This is a genomic window from Parafrankia soli (genome assembly GCF_001854695.1).
Lineage (GTDB): Bacteria > Actinomycetota > Actinomycetes > Frankiales > Frankiaceae > Parafrankia > Parafrankia soli.
Genome location: NZ_MAXA01000224.1, coordinates 156690 through 181727, shown reverse-complemented (window position 1 = coordinate 181727; position 25038 = coordinate 156690). Strand labels below are relative to the sequence as shown.

Annotated in this window: 18 protein-coding genes; 8 read left to right on the top strand and 10 right to left on the bottom strand. The window is 72.6% G+C overall.

Features of this window, described 5'->3' with window-relative positions; genetic code table 11:
- The first annotated feature begins 11 nt into the window (after positions 1 to 11).
- The 6 genes from rplI to BBK14_RS40395 all read left to right on the top strand — a co-directional run bounded on the left by rplI (position 12) and on the right by BBK14_RS40395 (position 8577).
- Positions 12 to 458, top strand: coding sequence for a 50S ribosomal protein L9 (gene rplI / locus BBK14_RS21270; RefSeq protein ID WP_020464683.1), 447 nt, complete (start codon positions 12 to 14; stop codon positions 456 to 458).
- A 942-nt stretch (positions 459 to 1400) separates the two neighbouring features.
- On the top strand, positions 1401 to 2759 hold the full coding sequence (gene dnaB, locus BBK14_RS21265; RefSeq protein ID WP_020464682.1) for a replicative DNA helicase: 1359 nt from the start codon (positions 1401 to 1403) through the stop codon (positions 2757 to 2759).
- Positions 2760 to 2880: 121 nt separating this feature from the next.
- Positions 2881 to 3252, top strand: coding sequence for an antibiotic biosynthesis monooxygenase family protein (locus tag BBK14_RS21260; RefSeq protein ID WP_020464681.1), 372 nt, complete (start codon positions 2881 to 2883; stop codon positions 3250 to 3252).
- Between the two features lie 30 nt (positions 3253 to 3282).
- Positions 3283 to 4611, top strand: coding sequence for a hypothetical protein (locus BBK14_RS21255; protein ID WP_071064992.1), 1329 nt, complete (start codon positions 3283 to 3285; stop codon positions 4609 to 4611).
- 360 nt (positions 4612 to 4971) lie between these two features.
- Entirely contained in the window at positions 4972 to 6825 is a 1854-nt protein-coding gene (gene ilvD / locus BBK14_RS21250; protein WP_071064991.1) for a dihydroxy-acid dehydratase, read from the top strand.
- 267 nt (positions 6826 to 7092) lie between these two features.
- Entirely contained in the window at positions 7093 to 8577 is a 1485-nt protein-coding gene (locus BBK14_RS40395) for a glycoside hydrolase family 16 protein (protein ID WP_241831722.1), read from the top strand.
- A gap of 87 nt (positions 8578 to 8664) precedes the next feature.
- Here BBK14_RS40395 and BBK14_RS21240 read toward each other — a convergent pair whose 3' ends face one another.
- Genes BBK14_RS21240 through egtA form a run of 4 tightly spaced genes read right to left on the bottom strand, consistent with a single transcriptional unit; the run spans position 8665 to position 13661 of the window.
- A complete protein-coding gene (locus BBK14_RS21240) occupies positions 8665 to 9852 on the bottom strand; it encodes an L-histidine N(alpha)-methyltransferase (protein ID WP_071064990.1) in 1188 nt (395 codons plus the stop codon).
- 43 nt (positions 9853 to 9895) lie between these two features.
- Complete coding sequence (gene egtC, locus BBK14_RS21235) at positions 9896 to 10639, bottom strand: ergothioneine biosynthesis protein EgtC (protein WP_071064989.1); 744 nt, start codon at positions 10637 to 10639, stop codon at positions 9896 to 9898.
- Positions 10640 to 10692: 53 nt separating this feature from the next.
- Entirely contained in the window at positions 10693 to 12276 is a 1584-nt protein-coding gene (gene egtB, locus BBK14_RS21230) for an ergothioneine biosynthesis protein EgtB (protein WP_071064988.1), read from the bottom strand.
- On the bottom strand, positions 12258 to 13661 hold the full coding sequence (gene egtA / locus BBK14_RS21225; RefSeq protein ID WP_071064987.1) for an ergothioneine biosynthesis glutamate--cysteine ligase EgtA: 1404 nt from the start codon (positions 13659 to 13661) through the stop codon (positions 12258 to 12260). Before egtA ends, egtB begins: the two co-directional genes overlap by 19 nt.
- 604 nt (positions 13662 to 14265) lie before the next feature.
- Between egtA and BBK14_RS21220 the strand changes: the two genes are divergently transcribed.
- Positions 14266 to 15057 (top strand): nuclease-related domain-containing protein, encoded by a 792-nt coding sequence (locus BBK14_RS21220; RefSeq protein WP_020464673.1) that lies wholly within the window; start codon positions 14266 to 14268, stop codon positions 15055 to 15057.
- A gap of 103 nt (positions 15058 to 15160) precedes the next feature.
- On the opposite strand, the gene BBK14_RS21215 is transcribed toward BBK14_RS21220, so the two are convergent.
- The 6 genes from BBK14_RS21215 to BBK14_RS21190 form a co-directional block, all read right to left on the bottom strand.
- On the bottom strand, positions 15161 to 17002 hold the full coding sequence (locus tag BBK14_RS21215; protein ID WP_241831721.1) for a conjugal transfer protein TraC: 1842 nt from the start codon (positions 17000 to 17002) through the stop codon (positions 15161 to 15163).
- Positions 16999 to 18501 (bottom strand): SCO6880 family protein, encoded by a 1503-nt coding sequence (locus BBK14_RS21210; RefSeq protein WP_071065059.1) that lies wholly within the window; start codon positions 18499 to 18501, stop codon positions 16999 to 17001. The genes BBK14_RS21215 and BBK14_RS21210 overlap by 4 nt, the downstream gene beginning before the upstream one ends.
- Positions 18502 to 18508: 7 nt before the next feature.
- On the bottom strand, positions 18509 to 19948 hold the full coding sequence (locus BBK14_RS21205; protein WP_071064986.1) for a TrbL/VirB6 family protein: 1440 nt from the start codon (positions 19946 to 19948) through the stop codon (positions 18509 to 18511).
- Positions 19945 to 20733, bottom strand: a complete 789-nt coding sequence (locus BBK14_RS35670; protein ID WP_083391133.1) for a hypothetical protein — start codon at positions 20731 to 20733, stop codon at positions 19945 to 19947. The genes BBK14_RS21205 and BBK14_RS35670 overlap by 4 nt, the downstream gene beginning before the upstream one ends.
- Positions 20734 to 20805: 72 nt before the next feature.
- On the bottom strand, positions 20806 to 21243 hold the full coding sequence (locus tag BBK14_RS21195; protein WP_071064984.1) for a DUF6112 family protein: 438 nt from the start codon (positions 21241 to 21243) through the stop codon (positions 20806 to 20808).
- Positions 21240 to 24161 (bottom strand): hypothetical protein, encoded by a 2922-nt coding sequence (locus tag BBK14_RS21190; protein ID WP_157904313.1) that lies wholly within the window; start codon positions 24159 to 24161, stop codon positions 21240 to 21242. The genes BBK14_RS21195 and BBK14_RS21190 overlap by 4 nt, the downstream gene beginning before the upstream one ends.
- Positions 24162 to 24701: 540 nt before the next feature.
- On the opposite strand from BBK14_RS21190, the gene BBK14_RS21180 reads away from it, so the two are divergent.
- Complete coding sequence (locus BBK14_RS21180; protein WP_235013835.1) at positions 24702 to 25013, top strand: helix-turn-helix domain-containing protein; 312 nt, start codon at positions 24702 to 24704, stop codon at positions 25011 to 25013.
- The last annotated feature ends 25 nt before the right edge of the window (positions 25014 to 25038 follow it).

Below are 25038 nucleotides of genomic sequence, written 5' to 3'. Positions count from 1 at the left end.
GGAGGATGACGATGAAGCTCGTCCTCACCCAGGAGGTCCCGGGGCTCGGCAGCCCGGGGGACATCGTCGACGTGGCCGACGGCTACGGCCGGAACTACCTGGTGCCGCGCCGGTACGCGATTCTCGCGACCCGCGGCGCCGAGCGTCAGGTCGCCCAGATCAAGCGGGCGCGTGACGCCCGGGCGGTCCGCGACCTCGACCACGCCAAGGAGATCGCCGGCCAGCTCTCCGGCCTGTCCGTCCGGCTGGTCAGCCGCGCGGGCAAGGAGGGCCGGCTGTTCGGCTCGGTCACGGCCGCCGACGTGGTGTCCGCGGTGACCGACGCCGGAGGCCCCGCGCTGGACCGGCGCCGGGTCGAGCTGAGCACCCCGATCAAGTCGCTCGGCTCGCACACCGTCGCCGTGCACCTGCACCCCGAGGTCAGCGCGAAGCTGACCGTCCAGGTCACCTCGGCCTGACTGCGGACGCAGGCCAGGGTCGCGCCGTTCGTGGYGCCACCCTGGCCTGTTCTTGTTAGCAGCGCTCGGGATCCGGGACCGCAGGTCCGAGGGCTGGGATCTTGGGATCCAGCTCTGAGATGTCGGGACCTGGGAACCCGGGTCCGGGGGGTCGGGACCCGTTCTGGAGCAGGTCTCACAGACCTCACCCCCGCTGACGCCGGTTCCAGCACAACCGTGGCGGCTGAGTGAGTCCATGGACATGCTCTTCGCCAGGCATCAGCCGGTGGCTTCCTGGCCGCGCGGAGCTCGGTGCTCCGGGGTTCGGCGGCTTGGCGCCCGGTGACTTACTCGGATGACGCGACCACATCCAGATCACGTCTGTTTCCGCGTGTGAGCGGGTGGTGACGCTGCGGCTCGGGCAAAATGATCGTGGGCATGTCGCGGGGAGATCAGATCCCCGGACGGTATAGCTCAAAATGATTAGTCAGACCGCGATCTCGGGGTTGCGCCAAAGATTTTTTTGTCCACAGGTGTCGTATCCCTGTAGTCCTTCTGGCGCTGCGGTTCCGGGCACTCGCGGCGCCGTCATCCACAACGTCGCCGCCGCTCGTCCCGAGGCGTTCCCCAGAATCCCGCTCGTTACCAACAGGTTGTCCACAGGTGGGTGTGGATAACTTTTTGGAGCCTCCCCGTGGGGACCTCTACTGTCGAGCCCTCCACACTGGCCATGTATCCGTGGGAACGGGATAGTCCAGACGGGTGAGGTGGGCGTGATCTTCGGATCGGTGGGCGGGCGGTCGAGTTGACACCCTCCAAACTGCGGTCGAACATATGTTCGATAGTGTCGGTGGGATCGGGTCCGGTGGGATCGGGTCGGGAGCTTCCGGCGCACGGCGCTGCTCCGATCGCCCGGTCGCGGCGGCGCGCCGGTGGGCCGGTCGACATCCGAGAGGGGGAGGCTTGAGCGTCGCCGACATCGCGCGCGGGCCTGGATCCGCGGTCGAGTTCGATCGCACCCCGCCCCACGATCTTCCTGCGGAGCAGAGCGTGCTGGGCGGCATGCTGCTCTCGAAGGACGCGATCGCGGACGTCGTCGAGGTCCTCCGGGCGAGCGACTTCTACCGGCCGGCGCACGCCACCGTCTACACCACGATCGGCGACCTCTACGGCCGTGGGGAGCCGGCCGACGTCATCAGCGTCGCGGCCGAGCTGGGCCGGCAGAACCTGCTGGAGCGGGTCGGCGGGCCGGCCTACATGCACACGCTGATCTCCAGCGTCCCGACCGCGGCGAACGCCGGCTACTACGCGCGCATCGTCGCGGAGAAGGCCGTGCTGCGCCGGCTGGCCGAGGCCGGCACGCGCATCGTGCAGCTCGCCTACGGCCCGGCGCCCGACGTCACCGACGTCGTCGACCGGGCCCAGGCGGCCGTCTACGAGGTGACCGAGCGGCGCACGAACGATGACTACACCCCGCTCGGCGAGTTGCTGAACCCGGCGCTGGAGGAGATCGAGGCGATCCAGGCCCACGACGGCGCCCTGACCGGGGTGCCGACGGGGTTCACCGACCTCGACGAGCTCACCAACGGCCTGCACGGCGGCCAGCTGTGGATCGTCGCGGCCCGGCCCGCGGTCGGCAAGTCGACCCTGGGCCTGGATTTCGCCCGCGCCGCGTCGATCAAGAACGGGATGACCTCGGTCGTCTTCTCGCTGGAGATGAGCCGCATGGAGATCACCATGCGGCTGCTCTCCGCCGAGGCCCGGGTGTCGCTGCAGAACATCCGCACCGGCCGGCTGACCGACGACGACTGGGGTCGGCTGGCCCGGCGGATGGGGGAGGTCGCCGAGGCACCGCTGTACATCGACGACAGCCCGCACCTGACGATGATGGAGATCCGGGCGAAGGCGCGGCGGCTCAAGCAGCGCAACGACCTGCGGCTGGTCATCCTCGACTACCTGCAGCTGATGTCCTCGCCGAAGAAGGTCGAGAGCCGCCAGCAGGAGGTCAGCGAGATCTCCCGGTCACTGAAGCTGCTCGCGAAGGAGCTGGAGGTCCCCGTCGTGGCCATCTCGCAGCTCAACCGGGCCTCCGAGCAGCGGGCCGACAAACGGCCCCAGGTCTCCGACCTGCGCGAGTCCGGCAGCCTCGAGCAGGACGCCGACGCGGTCATCCTGCTCTACCGGGAGGACACGGTGGAGAAGGAGTCCGCGCGGGCCGGCGAGGCCGATCTGATCATCGCCAAGCACCGTAACGGCCCCACGGGCACCGTCACGGTCGCCTTCCAGGGCCACTACTCCCGGTTCGTCGACATGGCCAACTGATCCACGCCGTGATCCGGTGGAAGGGCGGCCGCCCGCTGCGGTCGGGTCGACTGGCCCGATCGGACTGGTCGGCGGGCCGACCGGCCTGAAGAGCCGGCCCCGCGGTGACAGACTGGGCGACATGAGCGTTTCCGGTGTTCCCCCGCGCGACTCCGGGGTCGTCGAGGTCGCGCGGTTCGACGTGTTGCCAGGGTCCGAAGAGGAGTTCGCCGCGGCGTACCGAACCGTCCGGCACGAGCTGGTCGCCACGCCCGGGTGCCGCTCCGCCCGGATGACCAGGGGGGTCGAGTCCCCGTCCAGCTTCGTGCTCCTGGTCGACTGGGACAGCCTGGAAGCGCACACCGAGACCTTCCGCGGTTCCGACCGGTTCACCCGGTGGCGGGCGGCGCTCTCCCCGTTCTTCGCGGCCGCGCCGTCGGTGGAGCACGTCGTGGCGATCACAGACCCCGTCGCGCCGGCACCGGCGTCGGCGGACCGGCCGGCCAGCTCCTGAGCCCGCCGGCCGTCGCGCGCCTCCGCCGCCATGATGACCTTCATCGGGTACCTCTTTCTGGCGCCCCTCTCGGCCGCGTTCTTCGGCTTTCTGGTGTGGCTGCTGCCCGCGATCGCGATGCGCGACGTGATCGGCCGAATGCGGATCCGGCCGTTCACGTTCTTCGTGACCGGCTACATCTTCATCGGCCTGATGAGCTTCTACCTGCTGGTCTTCTACGAGGACCATGAGGTCGCCCCGTTCCTCGGAACGGTCGCGTCGCTGGGCCTGGTGTGGGCGGTCCGGCGGTGGTGGCGGTCGCGGCGCGGCTCCCGCACGGTCGCCGGGTTCAACCGGCTGACGGGCCCCCGGCGGCGCTCGGGAGCGTCCGCCAGCGGGCCCGGCATCCCCCACCCGGGCCAGTGGGGCGTCCAGCCGGGGCAGTACGGCGTCCAGCCTGGTCCGCACGGCACCCACCCCGGCCAGTGGGGCGTCCAGCCTGGTCCGCACGGCACCCAGCCCGGTGAGCACCCCGGTCCGTACGGCGGGCCCGGGTATCCGGGCGTGCCCGGGCAGACCACTCCGCCGGGATATCCGGCCCCGCCCGGCCAGGGGGGACATCCCGGCCATCCGGGGGCCGCGGCCACGGGCGGTCCGCCTGGGTCCGTCGGCCAGCCGCCCGCGGATGGTGTCCAGCCGGGGGGTCCTGGCTGGACGCCCGGCCAGGATGGCGAGCACTTGGATACGGCGGGCGCCGGCGAGCCACCCGCGCCGGGCAGGACCGGCCGGATCGCCGGCTATCCGCTCGCGGCGCCGCCGCCGGACTCGCCTTCCGGTCCGCCCGGATACCCGCCGCCGGAGCGCCCGGCACCCGGCGGACCGGCGGCGGCGACACCGGAGGCATCGGGTGGACCTGTGCCGAATCCACCGGCGCCAGGCTCATCAGCGCCAGGCTCGCAGGTGCCCGGTTCGCCGATGTCGGGTGGACCTGCGTCGAGTGGTCCGGTGCCTGGTGGACCAGTGCCGGGTGGTCCGCCGGGTCCGCCGTCGGGACGACCCGCGTCGGGTGGTCCCGCGCCGGATGGTCCGGTGTCAGGTGCGGGCGGACCGGTGTCGGGTGGACCGGGCGCGGGCCCGCCGGCCTGGAGCGACGAGCCGGACATCGACCCGACCTGGCTGGAGTTCTTTGCCAGCGAGCCCGGCGGCCTGGGCACTGACGGTCCGGGCGCCGGTGGCCCGGGGGGAGGCGCCGGTCCGGCCGGTCCGGCGGGTGCGACCGGGCGAGGTGGTCCGGGCGGTCCGGTGGATTCCCCGGGACCCGTCGATCCCGAGGAGCCGGACGGGCCGACCTCCGGTCCTCCCGGCGACCGGAGGCCCTGACCTCCGAGAGCGTCGCGTGGTCGGTTCTCCGAGTGGTCTGCTCGGGCCGCCAGGTGACATGGTCGGTTCTCCGGGCGGTGTACTCGGGCTGGCGGGTGGCGTGGCTGCCGGGTGGCGTGGTCGGGCGGGTGCGGGCGAGGCGTAGCCTGATCGGTGGCGAAGCCTCCGGATCGGAGCGCGCCCGCGTGCCGCCTGTCGACTCGGGAACACCCGCCGACTCGGGAGCATCGACGTCGGAGACACCGATATCGGGAACACCGACGTCCGCTTCGTCGTACCGACGGCTGTTCGCCCGCCCGCGTCCGGCACCCCGACGCACCGCCCGTCTCCAGTGCCCCACAGCCCAGCTCAGAGGTCGAGATGCCCGCTCTGCGTTCCCGCACCACCACCCACGGTCGCAACATGGCCGGTGCCCGCGCCCTGTGGCGGGCGACCGGAATGACCGACGACGACTTCGGCAAGCCGATCGTCGCGATCGCGAACAGCTTCACGCAGTTCGTTCCCGGACACGTCCACCTGCGGGACGTCGGGAAGATCGTCGCGGACGCGGTGGTCGGGTCGGGCGGGGTGGCCAAGGAGTTCAACACGATCGCCGTCGACGACGGGATCGCGATGGGCCACGGCGGCATGCTGTACTCCCTGCCGTCCAGGGAGATCATCGCGGACAGCGTCGAGTACATGGTCAACGCCCACTGCGCCGACGCGCTGGTCTGCATCTCGAACTGCGACAAGATCACTCCGGGGATGCTGATCGCCGCGCTGCGGCTCGACATCCCGACCGTCTTCGTCTCCGGCGGCGCGATGGAGTCCGGTAACGCCGTCGTCACCGGCGGTATCGTGCGCTCACGGCTCGACCTGATCGACGCGATGACCGCGGCGGTCAACCCGAACGTCAGCGACGCCGACCTCGAGACCATCGAGCGGTCCGCCTGCCCGACCTGCGGGTCCTGCTCCGGCATGTTCACGGCCAACTCGATGAACTGCCTGACCGAGGCCCTCGGCCTGGCGTTGCCGGGCAACGGGACGACGCTGGCCACCGCGGCGGCCCGGCGTGGCCTGTTCGTCGAGGCCGGTCGCCTGGTCGTCGACCTGGCCCGCCGGTACTACGAGAAGGACGACGAGGCCGTCCTGCCGCGCTCGATCGCGACCGCGGCGGCCTTCCGTAACGCGTTCGCGGTGGACGTCGCGATGGGCGGCTCGACGAACACCGTCCTGCACCTGCTCGCCGCCGCGGTCGAGGCCGAGGTCGGGGTGACCCTCGACGACATCGACCAGATCTCCCGCTCGGTGGCCTGCCTGTGCAAGGTGGCTCCCAGCTCGACCGACTACTACATGGAGGACGTCCACCGGGCCGGCGGGATCCCGGCGATCCTCGGTGAGCTCGACCGTGGCGGCCTGCTGGACCCGAACGTGCACAGCGTGCACGCGGCCAGCCTGCGCGAGTTCCTCGACCGCTGGGACGTCCGCGGCACCGACCCGGCTCCGGACGCGGTCGAGCTGTTCCACGCCGCGCCCGGCGGCGTGCGCACCGTCGAGCCGTTCGGCTCGACGAACCGCTGGGACACCCTCGACACCGACGCGAAGAGTGGCTGTATCCGCTCGGTGGAGCACGCCTACTCGGCCGACGGCGGCCTGGCCGTGCTGCGCGGCAACCTGGCCCCCGACGGCGCCGTGGTGAAGACGGCCGGCGTCGACGAGAGCCAGTGGACGTTCCGCGGGCCCGCGCTGGTCGTCGAGAGCCAGGAGGCCGCGGTCGACGCGATCCTGAACAAGGTCGTCAAGGCGGGCGACGTGATCATCGTCCGGTACGAGGGCCCCCGCGGTGGCCCCGGCATGCAGGAGATGCTCTACCCGACGGCGTTCCTCAAGGGCCGCGGCCTCGGGCCGAAGTGCGCGCTGATCACCGATGGCCGCTTCTCCGGTGGCAGCTCGGGCCTGTCGATCGGCCACGTCTCCCCGGAGGCGGCGCACGGTGGCCCGATCGCGCTCGTCCGGGACGGTGATCTCGTCGAGATCGACATCCCGCGGCGGCGGATCGACCTGCTGGTGTCGGACGCCGAGCTCGCCGCGCGGCGGGCCGAGATCGAGGCGAACGGCGGCTACCACCCGGCGAACAGGGAGCGTGTCGTGTCGGCCGCGCTGCGCGCCTACGCGGCCATGGCGACGTCCGCCTCGACCGGTGCCGCCCGTGACGTCCGGCTCATCACGGGATGAGATCTCGCTCGGTAGCTGAATCAATCGCGGTGTGTGTGCGAAGGTGGAGCCTGTTCGCTTGGCGCGACTCCAGGTAGTCGCCTGATCACCTAGTGGTTGGGTGGGTGCGGGTGGTCGTGGCCGGGGCCGCGGGGGGCGCGACCGTTCCAGGAGATCCGCCTCGCCATGGCTCGTCACAGACGTTCGGACCGCCGCTTCGCTCGCCGCGGCCGCTTCGCTCGCCGCGTCGGCCCAGCTCGTCCTGCCGACAGCGGGATGAGGTTTCCCGTGAATCCTCGCGTCCACCGGCGTTCGCGTTCGTACCCGGCCCGGCTGCTGCTGGCGGTGGTCGCCGTGACGGTGGTCGGGCTGGGGATCCTCGGCCTGGTCGCGTGCGTGGATGGCTCCGGGGGGTCCGGATCGGGTGACGGGCCGGCCCGCCTCGGTGCGGCGGAGATCCCTACCGGCCTGGACGGATCATCCGGTCCGCTGGCGGCTTCCGGCACGGCCGGTTCCAGCACCGCTGCGCCAGGAGCCGCCTCGGGCGCCGCCGCCTCGGGTGCTGCCGGGGCGGACGCTGCGTCGGGTGCCGCTGGATCAGGTGACGCTGCGCCTGGTGCTGCCGGGTCAGCTGTCGCGGGGGCGGGCGTCGGCCGGTCTGCCGCGGAGGGCCCGGGAACGGGGGAAGTGGGCTCGGCTCCAGCGGGGACCCTTCCGGAAGGGTCGGCGTCCGGCGGCCAGGAGGGGGCGACGTCCGGTCGTGCCCTGGCGGGTGGCTCGTCAGGCGGCTCGGCGCAGGGCACGGCAGGTGGCACGGCGCAGGGCACGGCAGGTGGCACGGAGCAGGGCACGGCGGGAGGTGGCCAGGCCACGGGCACCACGGGTGGGCGGGAGCCCCAGATCCCGGGATCAGGCGTGGCAGGCACGGTGCCCGCGGCGCCGGGGGGCGCGGCCACCAGCACGCCCCAGCCCGCCGTCGAGCGGGCGATGACGCCCTCGAAGAGCGCCTCGACCAGCTCCGCACCGGTCTCCGGGGGCGACGACGGCGCGGGCCTGCTGTGGTCGGACGAGTTCGGCGGCGCGGCGGGCGCGGCCCCGGACCCGGACACCTGGATCACCCAGACCGGCTCCGGCTGGGGCGACCGGGAGATGCAGTGCTACACCCGCGACCCGCGGAACCTGGCGACCGACGGCCGCGGCCACCTCGTGATCACCGTGCGCAGGGAGCCGTCCTGCGACGGCGCGGGCTTCTCCTCCGCGCGAATCGAGACGCTCGGCAGGCGAACCATGCGCTACGGCTACCTGGAGACCCGGGCCGTGCTGCCTACCGGCCGCGGCGCCTTCCCGGCGGTGTGGCTCCTCGGCTCCGACATGCCGGCCGTCGGCTGGCCGGCGAGCGGCGAGCTGGACGTCGTCGAGGCGGTCTCGACGGCGCCCACGACCGTGCACACGAACGTCCACGGCGTGGACACCGCCGGCGCTCACTGGCAGGCCACCTGGGGCAACGGCGGGATGTACGACGCCGGGGCCGACCTCGCGGCGGCCTTCCACACCTACGGCCTGGAGTGGACGCCGTTCGCGCTGCGGTTCTACTTCGACGGCCGGCTCATCCGCACCGTCACCCGTGATCAGGTGCCGGTCTGGCTATGGGACCGGGAGCACTACGTGATCCTCAACGTCGCGGTGAACTCGGAGGGCGCGAGTGCCTCGGCCGCTGACTACCCGCAGTGGATGGCGGTCGACTACCTGCGGGTCTACGGCGCCAAGCCGTGATACTCCGACTGCCCTGGCACCCCAACCGCCCTGATGCCACCGCGCAGGCTCCGGCCGCCGCGCCTCGGCGCGGTCGGCCCGGTCGGATCAGGAGGGAACGGCCAGGGTCAGGGCGAAGTCGCCGTCCGGGTCCGTCCACTGGTGGCTGACGGAGAGTCCGGCCGCGGCCAGCTCGGCGGCGATCGAGTCGAGAGTGAACTTGGCGCTGATCTCGGTGCGCATCTGCTCGTCGGCGTCGAAGCGGGCGACCAGATCCAGGGCGCGGACCCCGACCTCCTGCTCGCGGACGCTGCGCAGGCGCATCTCGATCCAGGAGTTCTCCGCGTCCCAGGCGGCGACGTGGGCGAACCCGCGCAGGTCGAAGTCGGCCCCCAGCTCCCGGTTGATCACCGAGAGAACGTTGCGGTTGAAGGCGGCTGTCACGCCGGCGCTGTCGTCGTAGGCCGCGACGAGGCGTCGCGGGTCCTTCACCAGGTCGGCGCCGAGGAGCAGGGCGTCGCCGTCGGCGAACTGGTCGCTCAGGGCGCGCAGGAAGGCGCCGCGCGCCGCGGGCCGCAGGTTGCCGATGGTTCCGCCGAGGAAGGCCACAAGCCGCCGGTCGCCGCGGCCTTCACCGTGGCCGCCATCAGCACCGGCAGCACCGGCAGCACCGGCGCCCGCCGCCGCGCCCGTGTCCGCGGCGGGCCGGGCGCCGGGGAGAAGGCCGAGGTGGCGCTCGAAATCCCCGACCACCGCGTGCACCGAGATTCCCGGATACGCCCGCAGGATGTCCTGTCCGGCCTGGAGCAGGGTCTCCTCGTCCACGTCGAAGGGGACGAAGCGGCGTAGCACCCCGGTGGCGCGCAGCGCGTCGAGGAGCAGGCGGGTCTTCTCCGAGGTGCCGGAGCCGAGCTCGATGAGGGTGCCGGCCGGGCAGACGGCGGCGATCTCGGCGGCGTGCGCGGTGAGCACCGCGTGCTCGCGGCGGGTCGGGTAGTACTCGGGCAGGCGGGTGATCCGGTCGAACAGCAGGCTGCCGGTGGCGTCGTAGAACCACTTGGGTGGCAGCTCACGAGGGTGGGAGGTCAGGCCGGCGCGCATGTCCGCGGCGAGCGAGGCGTGCCGTTCGGCGGCGGTGAGGTGGCGGTCCACGGTGATCTGCGGGGTCTGGTCCGTTCGGGCGGGTTTGTCGGGCCTGCCCGACGGGTCGGACCCGTTGGTGGCCGTGGCGGGATGCGGCTGCCTGCCGGGCACGGGAATCGTCTCCGGGGCGGTAGCCGGTGTCCTCGATGTCATCGTGGTGCCCTCCGTCTGCCTCGTACGACTCACCGTAGTCGTTCTAAGAGATCAAACTACTAAGAGTAACTTTGTCTGTGTCGGCCACCAGGAGATATTGGTCCGGTACGTCGACCCAATCGGATTCGTCATCATCTGGCTCACTGGCGACGACGATCCCGTCCACCTCCTCGCGGTAGCTGAGGGTGTCCCGCCAGGTGCTCGCCACGAGCTGCGTGCCGTCGGTCACCAGCAGGTTCAGCCGGGACGGCGTCCCGTCCGGCTCGCGCAGCCCGCCCAGCGTCAGGACGACGTCCGCCACGGCCCGCGGCAGTGGCAACCGGGACGCGCTCTCCCACAGCAGGGCGGCCACGATGGCCGAGTCGCAGCGGGAGTCCGGCACCGGCGCGCCGGGCCGGGCCGCCAGCTCCCGCAGCGCGCCGTCGGCGGGCACCCGCCCGTTGTGGCTCAGCAGCAGCCGGCCTTCGGTGAAGGGGGCGGTCGCGGTCTCCTCGACGGGCATCCCGACGGTGGCGCTGCGCACCGCGGCAAGCACACATCCCGAGGTCACGGCGCCGGCGAACGAGCTGTAGGAGGCGTCCGTCCACATCGGCACCGCGCGCCGGTAGCGGGCGGGTTCGGGGCGCAGGCCGGGCGCGTACCAGCCGACACCGAAGCCGTCGGCGTTGACGGTCCCGTGCCGCATCCGGCGGGGCGCCCACGACTGGCGCAGCAGGCTGGACGGCCGGTCGAGGGTCAGCGCCGCGAGCGTGCGCGGGGCACCGAGCCAGGCCAGGTGACGGCACACGGGCAGGCGTGACCTTTCTGCGCGCGGGACTCGGCGCCGTGCCCCCGGCGGGGTCAGGGGGTGTCGGCGTCGCGGGCGAGCCGGAACCCGGCGAAGATCTGCCGTCGGATCGGAAAGTCCCAGTTGCGGAACGTGGAGCGGACGGCGCTGGGATCGGTCGCCCAGGAGCCGCCGCGCAGCACCCGGAACCGGGCCGGGGCCGCATCGCGAGGATAGAAGACCTCGCTGTACTCCCGGTACGGGAACGACGCGAAGCCCGGATAAGGGGTGAACCCGCCGCCGGTCCATTCCCAGACGTCCCCGATCATCTGTTCGGCGCCGTACGGGCTCGCGCCGGCCGGCCTGCCGCCCACCGGTGCGGGCCGCGCAGTGCGGTGCCCCAGGTTCGCAAGCTCGGGAGTCGGGTCGGTGTCGCCCCATGGATACCGTCGTGAACGCCCGGTGACGGGGTCGTGCGCACACGCCTTCTCCCACTCGGCCTCCGTGGGCAGCCGTCGTCCGGCCCAGCGGGCGTGGGCCTCGGCTTCATACCAGCACACGTGCTGCACGGGCTCGTCGAGAGGCACCGGTTCGACCCGCCCGAATCGGCGGCGTGTCCAGACGTCGCCGTCGCGTGACCAGAAAAGCGGCGCCGTCAGGCCCTCCTGGCAGCGCCACGCCCAGCCCTCGGCGGACCAGAGCCGCTCGTCGGCGTAGCCGCCGTCCGCGATGAACGCCAGGTGGGCCCGGTTGGTGACCGGGTAGCGGCCGAGGCGGAAGGCGGGCAGGAACACCCGGTGCGCCGGCCGCTCGTTGTCGTACGCCCACGGCTCGGTCGACGTGCCCATGGTGAACTCGCCGGCCGGCACCAGGACCTCGGCCGCCTCGTCCACCGGCCCGGCCGGGGAAGGCGGCGCCGGCCGCGGGTCGGCCAGGACGGGCGGGCCCGCGCGCAGCTGCAGCGTCGCGAGCATCGTCTCGTCGTGCTGGTGCTCGTGCTGGATCACCATGCCGTAGACGAACGACCCCGACAGCAGCCGAGCACGCCGGTGGACGGCCGCGCCGCCGTCCCGCTCACCGTCCCCGTTCGCGGCCCCGTTCCTGCTCTCGGCCCCGTTCCCGTTCCCGGCTTCGGGTCCGGCGGCCTCGCCGGCCGTCTCCGGGGCGTGCAGCAGGTCGGGGTCCAGCCCGGTCAGGACGTCCATCGCCCGCCCGCGGACGTCCCGCAGGTACGCGCGGGCCTCGTCCGGGCCGAGCAGCGGCAGCGCGGTCCGGCTGGCCCGGCTGTGCCGGAAGGCGTCGTAGACGTCGTCCAGGCCGGGGCGCAGCTCGGCCGCGCCGGTCAGGGCGCGCAGCAGCCAGATCTCCTCGTAGTTGCCGATGTGCGCGAGATCCCAGACCAGCGGTGACATCAGTGGCGAGTGCTGGCGCAGGAGGTCGTCCTCGGTGAGGTCGGTGTAGGCGAGCGACCGGTCCCGGGCCGCCGCCAACCCCGCCGCCAGCGCCTCCGCGTCGAGGGCAGGAGCGGCCGTCGGGCCGGCAGGGGCTGCCGGGTCGGGAGCGCCGGCCCGGCCGGTGGCGGCCGCCGCGGTGGCGGCCGCGGCGGCGGCGGGGCCACGGGTGGTGGTCGGGTCGCCGGTCAAGGGACTGGAACGCACTGGGACGCCTCCTCGCGCAGCAGCTCAGCCGGCCCGCGCGCCTCGAAACGCGCGTTCAGGTCGTCGGCCGGGGAGCGCCCCCGCCGCGTGTAACGGTTGGCGAATGCCTCCACCGCGGCCCGCAGCCCGGGATCGGCGTCCGTCCGGGCGAGCGCGTCCAGGGCCAGGTCGACGCACCGCACCGCCGCACGGTGCAGTGCCGGGTGCCGCAGGCCGAGCTGGGCCGCCAGCCGCCCCTGCCGGGTGACCGGGAGGCACGCGGCGAGCGCGGCCCGGGCGGCGGCCGGCTCGTCGAGGAGCACCGCCGGCACGGCGACGGCCACCGGCCACAGGTCGGACGGCTGAGCGTCCAGGTAACGCAGCTCCAGCCAGCCACGTGGCCGGACGGGCGGGAACAGCGTCGTCGCGTGCCAGCCGAGGTCCTGGGCGGTCGGGGGGCGTGCCACCGGCCCCGCCCCGGCCATCCAGTCCCCGAAGGTCGTCCGGTTCCGGACCGGCTGGTACCGCCCGTCCGGTTCGCCGACCATCATGAGGTCCGCGTCGTGCAGGTAGCGGGCCCAGAGCCAGGCCAGGTGGGCGTCTCCGGTGGGCGGCGCGCCGGGGGCGTCGCCGCGCCCGCCCAGGCCCGCCTGGGCGAGCCACGCCGTCGCCGGCGCCGCCGGGTCGGGCAGGACCGGCCCGGCGCGGCTCGCGTCGATACCGGCCCAGACCGCCTGGCGACCCGACTGCCAGGAGATCTGCCGGCCGTGGGCCAGCGGCGACGCGGCGAACATGGCGATCAGTACCGGCTCGAGCGCGTGCGCGAGCCGGAAACGCTCGACGGCCTGCGCCGTGTCCGTGCCGATGTCCAGGTTGACCTGGACGGAGGCGGTCGAGCACATCATCGTCCGGCCGTCGTCGCAGTCCCGGGCCAGGAAGTGCTGCTCCATGGCCACGTACCGGGAGGCGGTGGTGTGGCGGACGGGCGTCCGCAGCGGGTCGACACCCATGCCGACCAGGCCGAGCCTGCGCCGGGCGAGGGCGCCGCGGACGAGCGTGAGGTCGGCGCGCATCGCGTCCACGGCGGCGGTCAGGTCCAGCGGAGGACCCGAGAACTCGAGCTGGCCGCCCGGCTCGAAGGTGAGCCGGCTGCCGCCGGGAAGCCGCGGGGCCGAGCCGGTGCCCGGCGGGCCGCCGTCGCGGGCCTGGCCGTTCTCCCGGCCTCGGTCCGGTTGTCGGCCCTGGTCACCGGGGGCGAGGACGCTCTCCAACGCCGCGGCGGTCTCGTCCGCGGGGACGGGCCGGCGCGGGTTCGCGACGTCGACGACGAACCACTCGGTCTCGATGCCGACCCGGTTCGTCGTGGCCGCGTCCGGAGTCGGTGAGCCCGGGGCGGCGGGGGTCACGTCCCGGGCGGCGAGGCGCAGGAGATCGTCGAAGGTGGCGATGGGAGTCGCGGCTCCAACCGCGGTTGGAGCCGCAGTAGGAACAGTGGTCTCTGTGTGATCTGCTATATGATCTGTCCCGCTGATCAACTCGGGTCGAGCGGCCGGTGCCTCCTCGCCGGTCGTGCCCCGTCGTCGGCGTCCAGAAGCCTCAGGTGTCACGCAGGGTGGCATCGAGTGGCTCCTCTCTCGGCGCCTCGATCCTCAGAAGGCGCCTGTCGTGAGGGCGTTCTCCCCACGGCGGCGGCCCGGCTACCCCTCGTGGGGCCGCCGTGGGCTGATGCCCACCCGACACAACCCGTGGTGATGGCTTCCACTTCCCCAAAGGTGGGACATGGGACCTCCGTGGTTCTTCCGGTTATTCCACGCTTCAGGGCTGTTGTGGTTGTGAATTGGATGGAAGTGTGACTCTGATGGGGGAGATTCCCGGTAGCGCGCGGTGACCAGGGCACGGCAGACTCGCAGTCAMCCCCCTGCGGTCCGCCGAAGCGCGGCGGCGATATAGACCTGACGGGAGGTGGTGACCGCGGACACGTCCGATCGCGTGTCGGCCGGTAGGTCGGCCATGGCCGAATACCTGCGCCGAAGACAGTTGTACGCCGCCGAACGCGGCGACAGATCACGACGGGTGATGATCACTGCGGCGGCGGGCGCCATCGGTGCCGCCGTGCTCGTGGGGCTCGTGTGCGGTGCCGCCGGGCTCGCGGGCGGGACGGTCGCGCAGGTCGCGGTGCTCACCGGGCTGGCCGTGCTCGGTGTCCTGGCCGCCCGGCACTACCGCGTGCCGCCGGAGATCGAGGCCTGGCGGGTGGACGCGGAGGCCGAGCGCCGTACCGCCCGCTCGCTGGACCGCCTCACCCGCGCGGGCTACACCGTCCTGCACGACCGCCAACTCGCCGACTCGGCGGGCAACATCGACCACCTGGTCATCGGGCCGTCAGGCGCCTGGGTGGTGGAGACCGACGCCCACCGCGGGCCGATCCGGCAGAACGCGGCCGGGGTGTGGGCGGGCAAGGTGCCGCTGCGCGCCATGCTCGGCCTGGTCGCCTGGATGGGCGAGGAGGCCACCGGCCAACTCGTCGCCGAGCTCCCCTCCGGATGGCAGCTCGAGGCACAGTCGGTCGTCGCCTTCGCCCGTACCGAGGTGCCGAACGGCCTGGCCCTGGTCGACGGCGTGCTGCTGCTGCCGATGGCCGGAGTCGCCGACTACATCCTCTCGGCCGGGGTGGTGCTGCGCCCGATCGATGTGGCGATGCTGGTCGACGTCGCCGAGCGGGTGTTCCCTCGCTACGAGGTCGCCGGGCCGCCCCCGTCGTGGCCGACCCGCTCGCGGCTGCGCGGCCTGCTGCGCCGGTAACGGCGCCAGGCCTCTGGCGCGGCGCGCCGGGCTCACCCGGTCGCGCCGCGACCGGGTCTGCCCGGGCCCTTCGGCTGGCGCGTCGAGCCGGGTTCAGCCGGGTTCAGCCGGCGGTGTCGGGCGTGCCCGGCGGCGGGTCTCCCAGTGGATGTCCGGTCTCCAGCGCCGGGGCGGCGGCCCGCCGCACGAAGGCCGGTGGCCCCGGGGGGTCGGTCCACGAGCGGGGGGTGAGCTCGGGCGGGTCGAGCTCGCTGGGGTCCAGGTCGTCCGGCACGAGGTTGGTGTCATCGACCTCGCCGTGCATCTTCGAGCCGTTGAGGACGACCGGGATCTCCAGGTCGCCGACAACGTGCTCGACGTAGAAGGCGCGGTTCTGGATCAGCCACAGCGCGTAGCCCGGGTCCAGGCGGGGGAGCAGGTCGGCGGCCACGTCCGTGAGCCCGAGGGCCTCCTGGGTGTCCGCGATCTGGTCGGACGCCTGCTTGTACAGGATGCGGATCGCGGTCTCGGCGAGCAGGCCCTTGGCGATCTCCACCGAGTCGGGGGAGGCGGAGAGCAGGTCGGAGATGCGGTGCGCCACGATCGCGTTGGCGCAGCCCCACTGACGCGCCAGCTTCTGCTGGGCCGACAGCCGGCGGACCAGCCCGGCGAAGCGCATCAGCCGCCAGCACTCGTCGTAGACCACGTAGCGCTGCACGCCGTCCTGGCGCATCAGCGCGGCTTCCATCCATGCCTGCGCACAGGTCATGATCAGAGCGATCATCTCGTCGCTGCCCTGGACCCGCTCCAGGTTCAGCACCGCGATCGGCCGGTCGAAGTCCAACGGGGACGTCGTCGGGCCGTCGAAGAGACCACCGAGAGCACCGTGCGTGAGCCGGCGCAGGGTCAGCGTCGCGTCTCTGGACGCGTCGCGCAGCTCGGTGGCCGTCATCGGCAGCGCCGAGCAGTCCTCCTCGCTCGGGTCGGTCATCGCCTCGAGGACGTGTGGGAGCAGAGGGGTGGCCCAGCGGTCCGGTGTCGCGCCGGTGATCTGCCGGGTGACGACGTCCAGCGCGAGATCGACGGCGGTGTGCTCGGCCGGGGTGAGCGGTACCCCCTTCGCGGTCTCGATCAGTGACGAGAGCAGGGACGAACGCGCCCGCTTCACCTCGCGCGCCCAGTCGGCGTCCGCGATGCCGCGCGGGCGCGGAGGGGCGTCCAGCGGGTTGAGCCGGGTGGACATGCCGGGCCCGATGTATGTCGGCTCGCAGCCGAGCCGGCGCGCGAGCCGGGTGTACTCACCCTTCGGGTCACAGGGGACAGCGGCCTGGTACCCGAAGGCCGAACCCCGCGAGATCAGCGTCTTCAGCAGCGCGGACTTGCGGGAGCCGACGGCCCCGAACACCGCGAAGTTCGGGTTCTCGATCACCTGCTGCCGGTAGAGCTCGAAGACATCGAAGTCGAACGAGTTGCCCGACCAGACATGCCGGCCGATGTACATGCCGGGCGCGTCGAGCCCGGAGTCGACGACGAACGGATAGATCCCGGCGATCTGGGCCGTGGTCTCCATATGGGCTGGCAGGCGCAGCTTGTGATACGCCCGTCCGGCGAACGGGCCGAGCAGCTTCGGGGGCTGCGCGCCGCGGCGCAGGGCGGCCTGCGCGCGGCGCATCGCGGCCCGTTCGGCGTTGGCCGCGGCCCGCTCGGCTCGCCGCGACCGGCGGTCGTGCGCCGCCGCGGCCTTCGCGCCCCGGCGGCGGGTGCGCGGGCTGCCGCCGAGGTCAACGAACCCGTCGGCGTCGCGGCCGGGATCATGGCCCGGGTCAATCTGGCCGGCGTCGTCGTACTCGTACTCGTAGTCCGCGTCGTAGTCGGCGCTCGCGCCGGTGCCGCTACCAGGGACGTCGTACCGGATCGGGTCGCCCCAGGCGGCGTCGCCCCCCACCGCGGGCGGGCGGGCGGTCACACAACCCCCACAGCCAGCGGCAGCGCGCCGACGCTGAAGCCCTGGTCCTGCTCGCCGACGAGACGGACCATTTCGAGGCGGCTGCGCGAGGCCAGGGTCTCGGCCTCACCGCAGGCGTCCGCGAGCGACTCGAGGTCGTCGGCGGAGACGGTGACGAACCCGTGGAACCGGAAGGCGCCGAAGCCCGCGATCAGCTCCTGCTCACGGCGTTCGACCTCGTCGGCCTCGGCCACATCCCGCTGGGTCGTGACCTTGCCGACCTTGTCCCGCATCTGCTGCTCACCGAGGTGCGCCATCCGGCGCCGGTTGACCGCCTTCTCCGCCTTCCTGCCGGGCAGCGGCTCCACGACGAGCGACACCGTGCGCCGGCACGTGGTCTCCATCAGCAGCGGCGCGAGGAAGGCTGCCGGTGAGGGAACCCGGGGCCAGCCGTTGATCCAGTACGTGGTGTGGAAGCCGGAGTCGGTGCGGTAGTGGTCCCAGGCGTTGACCGTCCGGACCGGGCCGGCGATCGCCGGGTCGATGCCGGACGGCAGGCCCTTCAGCCCACCCGCGAGGTCGGTGCTCGCCCCACCCCGCGCATCGATCATCTCGATCGAGTACGGGTCGTAGGTGGTGCGGATGACCGCGGCCAGCGCCCGCGGTGGCAGCCAGCCGACGGTGCTGATCGACGCCCTGGCGAGTGCCGCCTCCATCGTCCGCAGCTCACCGAGCAGGACGGCGCACGCGGCCTGGTCGCCGCCGCCGGCGCGTTGGATCGCCCGGCGGGCGTCCTTCGCCCGGAGCTGGAAGGAAAGGTAGGTCTCGTGCCGCTGCGCCACCGGCCCGGCCGCGTCGATGACCTGCTCGTACGCCTGCGACGCCCACGAGTCGTCGTGATGACCGCGCACCCGCCAGTGCCGCTGGAGCTGGTCGCCCGAGTCCGGCAGCGTCCGCTCCAGCCACTGGATGCGGGACAGCTTGCCGCCACCACCGGTGAGACCGGCCAGCAGTTCGCCCCAGGCATCCACCCGGGCCTGCTGGTCCCCGGACTCGAGCAGCGCGAACTGGCTGCCCTTCACCTGGAGGACAGCGGTGTAGGTCTGCTTCTTCACGTCCTTGACGACAGCCACGTACCGGCTGCCACCGACCGGAACCGACAACATGACCAGGCTCGACAGCGGCCCTGGCAGGACCGTCCTGGTGATCCGGTCGTCGCCGGGACCGAGCCGGAAGAACCCTCCACGGAACACCGTCTCGCCCGTCACCTTCTGCATCGTGAAGCCGAACACGATCGGCACCCACTGGTCGAGGTTACGATCCTCCACCCGGACGAACGCGACGAAGGCGAACCCCGCGGCAAGCAGCAGCCACACGGGCACGAATACCAACGGCGAACGCAGCGCTCCCAGAACACAGAGCATCACGCCGATCAGGAGCGCGAGCTGAGGCCAGCGCATGCCGAGGAGCACACCGCCGCGTTCCAGCGGCCCGAAGCGGTAGCTGCGTTCAGCGGCCATGAGCTGCTCACCCACCCCCGGTACGCGCCGGCGGGGTGACCCGCGGCTGTGGTGACGGCGTCACCGGGGGCCTGCCGGCCGAGGCGCCTGCCGATCCGCTCGGCGCAGACGCGGTACTGCGCCCGCCGCCTGACGTGCCCGGACGGGCCGCGCCGCCGCCACCTGACGTGATCGCCCGCGCTGTCTGGGGCCGCGCGGTGGACGTAGCACGGACCGAAGCGGTCGCCCGCGTGCCGCTGGACGCCGCCTCGCGGCCGCCGGCCACAGCCGGGGCCGCGCCCGAGCGGGTGACCCTGGCACGAACGCCGCGGACCGCCGCGGTTCCGGCGGTTCCGCCAGCCGCCCCCGCGGCGGCCCGGGCCGGAACTCCGAGCGGGGAGCCGACGCCACCGCGACCCGGGCGAACACTCGGGCGGGCCGTCGGCACACCGGCGCCCGCGATGGCACCGGCGTCGCCGAGCATTCCCCGGTTCCGGGTCTGCAGACGCGAGCCGATCCCACGGAACGTCTCCCGGGACGAGGAACCGAGCAGAGCACCCGCTCCGTGCCCGAACGATGCGGCGCTGCGGCGCCCGGCCGATCCGACCGCGCGCATGAGCTGGACGTCGGCGAACCCGAGCAGGTGCATCAGCATGAACGGCGAGAACACCGCCGCGATCATCACAACGACACCACTGAGAATGCTCAGCGTCTGGTCAACGGCTGATCCACTGGGATCCTGGGCGATGCCCGCCCCGAGGGCAAATATTGCGTAGATCACCGGCTTCGCAAAAATCAGCGCCACCAGCATCTCGGTGGCCCGCTTCATCCAGGCACTCGTCGTCATCGTCGGCTGGCCCGCCAGGTACAGCGGGATGAACACAGCCACGACGATGATCGCGACCTTGCGGATGTAGAGCACCACGAACAGCGCGAACGAGAAGATCGCCACGAGCAGCGACAGCACTAGGTCGAGGGCGAAATTTCCCTGTTCGGGTAGTTGTCGCAGCTGCCCGACCAGGTCGGCGCCCAGCGCCTTGTTGTCGCCGAACGCATCCGCCATGCCGTCCGAGGCGGCGAGGACCATCTGCAGCAGCGTCAGGGCGATGAACGACCCGATGATCGCCGTGCCGGTCGTGGCGAGGGCCCGGACGAACACGTGCGGATCGCCCCGCAGGGCCGCCACGGTGCAGGAACAGAGGAAGAGCCCGGTGACGATCAGCACCGACATGMCGAAGACGATGTTGTAGTTGTCGACGACATACTGCGCGTTCAGGTCGACCGCTGTCTTCTGCGCCGCAAAGCTGAAGACAGACGACGACAGGTCGGCCGCCATGTTACAGAAGGCTTTACCAACCGAACTCAAAAACTCGTCAGCCGCACCACCAGCTAGATCCTGGAGAGGCGATAGAGGGGTCCAGGCAAGGACGATAGTATCGTCTGGTCCGGAGGTCGGTGTGCCAGTCATTCTTTAGGACCTCCAGCCATTATGAAATTCCTGTACTCCCCTGCGGAGCGGCTGCGAAGAAGCGGTCCGTCTGGGCCGTCATCTGCGTTAAGTAGCTTCCAGTCATCTTGATCCCAGCTAAGCTGGCATCGGTCGGATCCCCAGCGGCTTTGTGCTTGTTTATTGGGATCCGTCGAGTCGTACACCCCAAATGAAATTGTGGCCCAGACGAGAATTTTTACCTCAGAYTCCGAGCTGGATTCAACCTGATATCCGATGGGTCGAGCATCGAAGTTGACGCTGGGATCCTGAATAGAAGGAACACCTAGCGCCGCGGCGTTAGCGCGGTCGACTTCCAGTATTCCATTTGCAAGCATATCTGCTGACGTGGGAATCGAAATTGAGCGAAAGAATTCGTGAATTCTATCGGTTGTCCGGTTAGTGGGCGTGTTGTATGCGGTGAAGTAGTTTCCGCAGGCGCTTATTGCGCCGGCTTCTGTGTGTGGGTAGCCGACGGGCACGCCGAACTGGTTGACCCGGGTGGGTGCTCCGATCGGGCTGTCGCCGGCCGCGGGCGCCGCGGTCGCCTCGCTGCTCGGCGGCACCACCACGGCAGGCGTCCCGGTCGGGGGCGCCGCGGTGGGCACGTCGGAGACGGGCTCCGGGTCGGCCGAGGCCTTGGGACCGTCGTCCGATGAATTCCGTCCCATGAAGAAGCCGAGCGCTCCGGCCCCGATCGCGCTCACCGTGGCTGTCGCGACGATGACGATGATCAGGCGCCTGATCGCCCACTCTGCCAGGCTCACCAACGCCTACTCCCCTCCCGTGCCGGCAGGGTCATCATCGCAATGTCGGGGCCCAGATACCCCCGGAACCGCTTAGAAGCCTGTGGACGGCAGCTCATGGACCACGTCGGGGTCATCGACGACGTCTTCGGCGGGCTGGGGGGCAACAGTCTGGACCACGGCGGGTGGGCGCATGCCGTTCGTATCGTCGGTGCTGTTGGATGCCGAGGCGCCCGTCGCCAGGAAAAAGTTGACGAAGGCAGCGGCGGCGCCCACCAGGAACGCCAGGCCGAAGCCGGCCAGTACGCCGCTCTTACCCACCATCGAGGCGCGGTCGAGGCCCATGCGCTCGCCGAGCGCCCACGCGATTCCGCCGAGGAGCACGGCGGCCACGGCGGCGATCACGGCGTAGGCCGCAAGTCCGTTGACCAGGTCTTTCAAGGCGTTGATGCCGGGCGCCTTCGAGTCGTCCGGGTTGACCTCCACGGCCAGAATGGCCGCTGCCGAGGCCGCGGCTGCATCGACGATCATCGTGGTTCCCTTCCTGCGGGCGGTTGGCCGCCCGGACGATCCGGCCCGGACACCCGCGTGGGTGTTCTTCCGTGCCGCAGGTCGCCAAATGATACGCCCGACACCTCTGCGTGATCAGTATCGGCGTTGCGTGGCAACACCGGAGCGGTGCGTATCGGTCGTTCGAACTGCGGTTGAAAGGAGGGATGTTCTCCGCCGGCCGGTGTCCCGACATCAGCGTCGGCGATGCCGGCGAGCGCGTCGACGGTCTCGGCCGCCAGYCGGAGGTAGGACCTCCTGGTCGCCCACCGCAGCCGCGGGATGCGGACCGGGGTCCCCCTGCTCGGGTCGAGCCGCGGGTCGTACGGGACCCGCACGATGCCGTCGACGTGGCGGGCCAGCCGCGCCGTGGCGGTGCGTGTGCGTGGTGACGGGCGGCCGCGGCGGGGCGACACGACGGCCGCGATCACCGCGGGACCCGTCCGCTCGTGCGGCGGGTGGCCGGGGCCCTGGCCTGACGGGGTGCGCTCCCGCGCGCTCACGCCGACCTCCGCGAGTGAGCCCTGGGGATCGCGCAGGTCAGTGAGGGTGGCCTCGAGGTCGGACGCGGTCGCGAGGGTCACGAGGAGGATCACATCGGCGGCGCGGATCGCTTCCGGGGTCAGCGGTGCGGTCGCGGGGGCGTCCATCAGGATCAGCGGGTACGCGTGACCGAGCGCACCCAGGGCGGAGCGCAGCATGGCCGGGGTGATCGGCTCGTCGACCGGCACCAGCGCGTTCGTGGTCTCCTCGTCGCCGACCGGGCGGTCGACCGGCAGCACGTCAAGGTCGAAGACGCTGCCGGACCGCCGCGCGCCGACGAGCGAGCGCAGCTCGTCGGGCGTCGCCTTGGCGGCGGAGCGGCGCCGGCGGGCGATGTCCGCAACCGTGGTGGTGCCTCGGCTGCCGACCCGCGCGACCAGGTTGTCGCCTCGCGACTCGTCGATCTCGGCGCTCTCCGACGAGGTGGGCGGCACGAAACCGGGCGTGGCGGCCCCGGGGTAGAGATCGATCGCGAGCACCGGCTCGGCACGCACACCGGCCAGGGTAAGTCCGACGACCCCGGCCAACGTGGTGGTGCCGGAGTAGGGGAACAGGGAGGTCACGGCGATCCGCCACGAGCCCGGCAGGGCCACCGCGGCCCGGTCCGAGAGAGTGATCCGTAGCGGGATCTCCTCCCATGGCTCGAGGTCGTCGAGGTCGGCCCAGGGCTCCTGCCAGGGCCACAGGCCCTGGCCTGGGCCCTGGTCGGTCAGTGCCGGCGCGCGGTCGGCGCCGGTGCCCGGCCTCGGGAGGTGACCGGCGGGAACCAGCTCGGTCGAGGGCCGCGGGAGCACGTCGGACGTCCGCTCGGGTGCCGCGACGCCGTGACCAGCCCAGGCCGCGTCCGTGGACGCGGCCTCGTCGGCGGGCGGCGCTCCGCCTGTTGACGGGCTTCCGGCCGCGGCCGAATCGTCGGTCTCGGTCTCGCCGGCCGCCGCGCCCCGCCGGGTGCGCTCGGCCGGGCCGCTGCCGCTGGCGGGATCGCCGGGCGGGGCCGCCTCGCCCGGCTGGGCGGGCTCCCCGAGGCTGACCGGTTCGCCGGCCTCCTGCCAGGCGTCGACGGCGCCCCACACGGGAGCACCGGTTGACTCGTCGTTCCCGGCATCCGGCGCCGGGCCCGGCGCCGGATGGGGGGCCCAGGGGTCGTAGTAGGACCCGCTGCCCGGCTGGTCGCCGCTCGGCGAGCGGCTTTCCATCGGGAGACCACCGAACTCCACGGGGAGACCGTCAAGCTCCACGGGGAGACCACCGAGCGACGGATCCACCAGCGGGACGTCGGCCTGCTCGTAGCCCTGCGAGGGCCACGCCGGGGCCGGCGAGCCAGCTGCCTCGCCGGGCGCGAGCGGCTCGGACCGGTCGTACGGCCCTTGCGCGTCGAACGGCCCTGGCCCCATGCCCGGCGTGGGCTCGCCGAACGAGCCGCCGGACGCGGGACCAGCCGGTGGTGAACCCGCCGCCGGGTGGTCCGCCTGTGGCGATCCCGTGGCCGGGGCGGGCCATGCGGTCGATCCCGTCTCCGGCCCCGCCGGCGGGGGGCTGGCGGCGGGGGTCCTGGGCGCGAGGGCGGACGGGCGCCCGGGACGGCGCGGGCCGGCCGACGTCGGCCGGCGGCTGGGCGGGGGCGCGCTGGTGCCGCCCGATCCGCCGGACCGCCGGACCGGCGCCTCAGGGCGCTGAGAACGCGAGGCTGCGGACCTACCCGAGCCGGCGGCCCGGCCGGTTCCACCGGACCGCGCGCCACCGGACCGCATCGCGCCCGAACCACCGGCACTCGAGCTGCCGGAACCCGAAGCACCGGAACCGGGCCCGCCGGCACCTGACCCGCCGGAACCAGGCCGGGCCGCACTACCGGGCGTGCTCGAGCCCGCGTACCCACCCGAGCCGGCTGACGAGCCCGGGCTCCCGGCGGCTCCGGCGCCGCCGGGGGTGCCCGGAGCGGCCGTGGTGCCCGTACCGGCGGCGGCAGCGGCCGCCGCGGCCGAGGTCGCGGGCGGGAAGCTCGGGTCCTTGCGGCCCATCGGCGCCGGCGGCGGGACGGCGCGGGGTGTGGCGGCCCGGCGCAGCATCGGCCGGCGCGGCGGGGCGGAGCCGTCGAGGGAGCCGTCGGGCGAGCCGACCGCCGCCGCGGCGCCCGCGTCGAACCGCCGTGCCTGGTCAGCGGCCCTGGGCGATTCGGGGCGCGGCGAACGGGGCGGCACGGCGCGGCCGCCGCGGGCAGCGTCGCCGGGCGGAACGGGCGTGCCGGGCGGAACAGACGACCTCGGCGGGACGGGCCCGGCTGCCGGCGGCGTGCGCGGCAGGCGCCGCCCCCGACGCTGCCCGGGCTCGCGCGGCTCCGGGGCGGTGCCGCGGGTCATGCCCGTCCGGCCTGATCCCGATATGCCGGACCGGCCTGCGGGGGGCGGGTCGCCGGACACCGCATCCTCTAGATGGAACGCTTGGTCCTGCCACGATCCGTCACCATCGTCGGTGGCGGAGACATCGTCGGGATCGCCGCGCCGACGGTTCCGACGGCGGGCAGCTCGGGCCGCCGAGCGGTCGTCGCTCTCGCCATCGCGAGCCGGGAGCTTGGCCGCGGATGGCGTAGGTGAGGGGATTCGCGCACCTATCAACGAAACGGGCCGCGCGTCCCCTTCCTCGCCGTACGGTGCCTGTGGCACATCGCTCACGCGCCGTCGCCCTCCTGGCAGGTCTGGGCTGATTGCAGGTCTGGGCTAGTTGGTGCCAGTTACGGTTACTTACTGTTACTTGCTCTCGGCTGCGGTCGGATCGATGTAACACGAGCCATTCAAGTATGACAAGCGCCAGTTGGGACTCGCCAGGGCGGGCATTGCGGTGTTAGCCTCCCTCGCCGGTGCGTACCGGCGGACGATCGCCGGCTGAGAAAGGGGCCCTGGGTGGTGCAGGACGGCTTCTCGGTGGCCTCGTCGCGCCCGGCGCGGATGCCCGCGCGGCCTGTCTCCAGGACCGCGGAGCCGATGGCCCCGCCCGCCGCGTCGGGCGCTCCACCTGCGACGACGCCCCGCCCGCCGCGTCATGCGGACGACGACGACGTGCTGACCGTCGACGAGTTGGTCTCCTGGCTGCGGCTGTCCGAGAGCACCGTGCTCAAGCTCCTGTCGGAGCGCGCGATCCCGGCACGCAAGGTCGGGCATCAGTGGCGGATCCGCCGCGGCCGGGTTCGTGACTGGTTGGACGGCCACGAGTGAGACCACGCGGGAACGAGAGAGAATC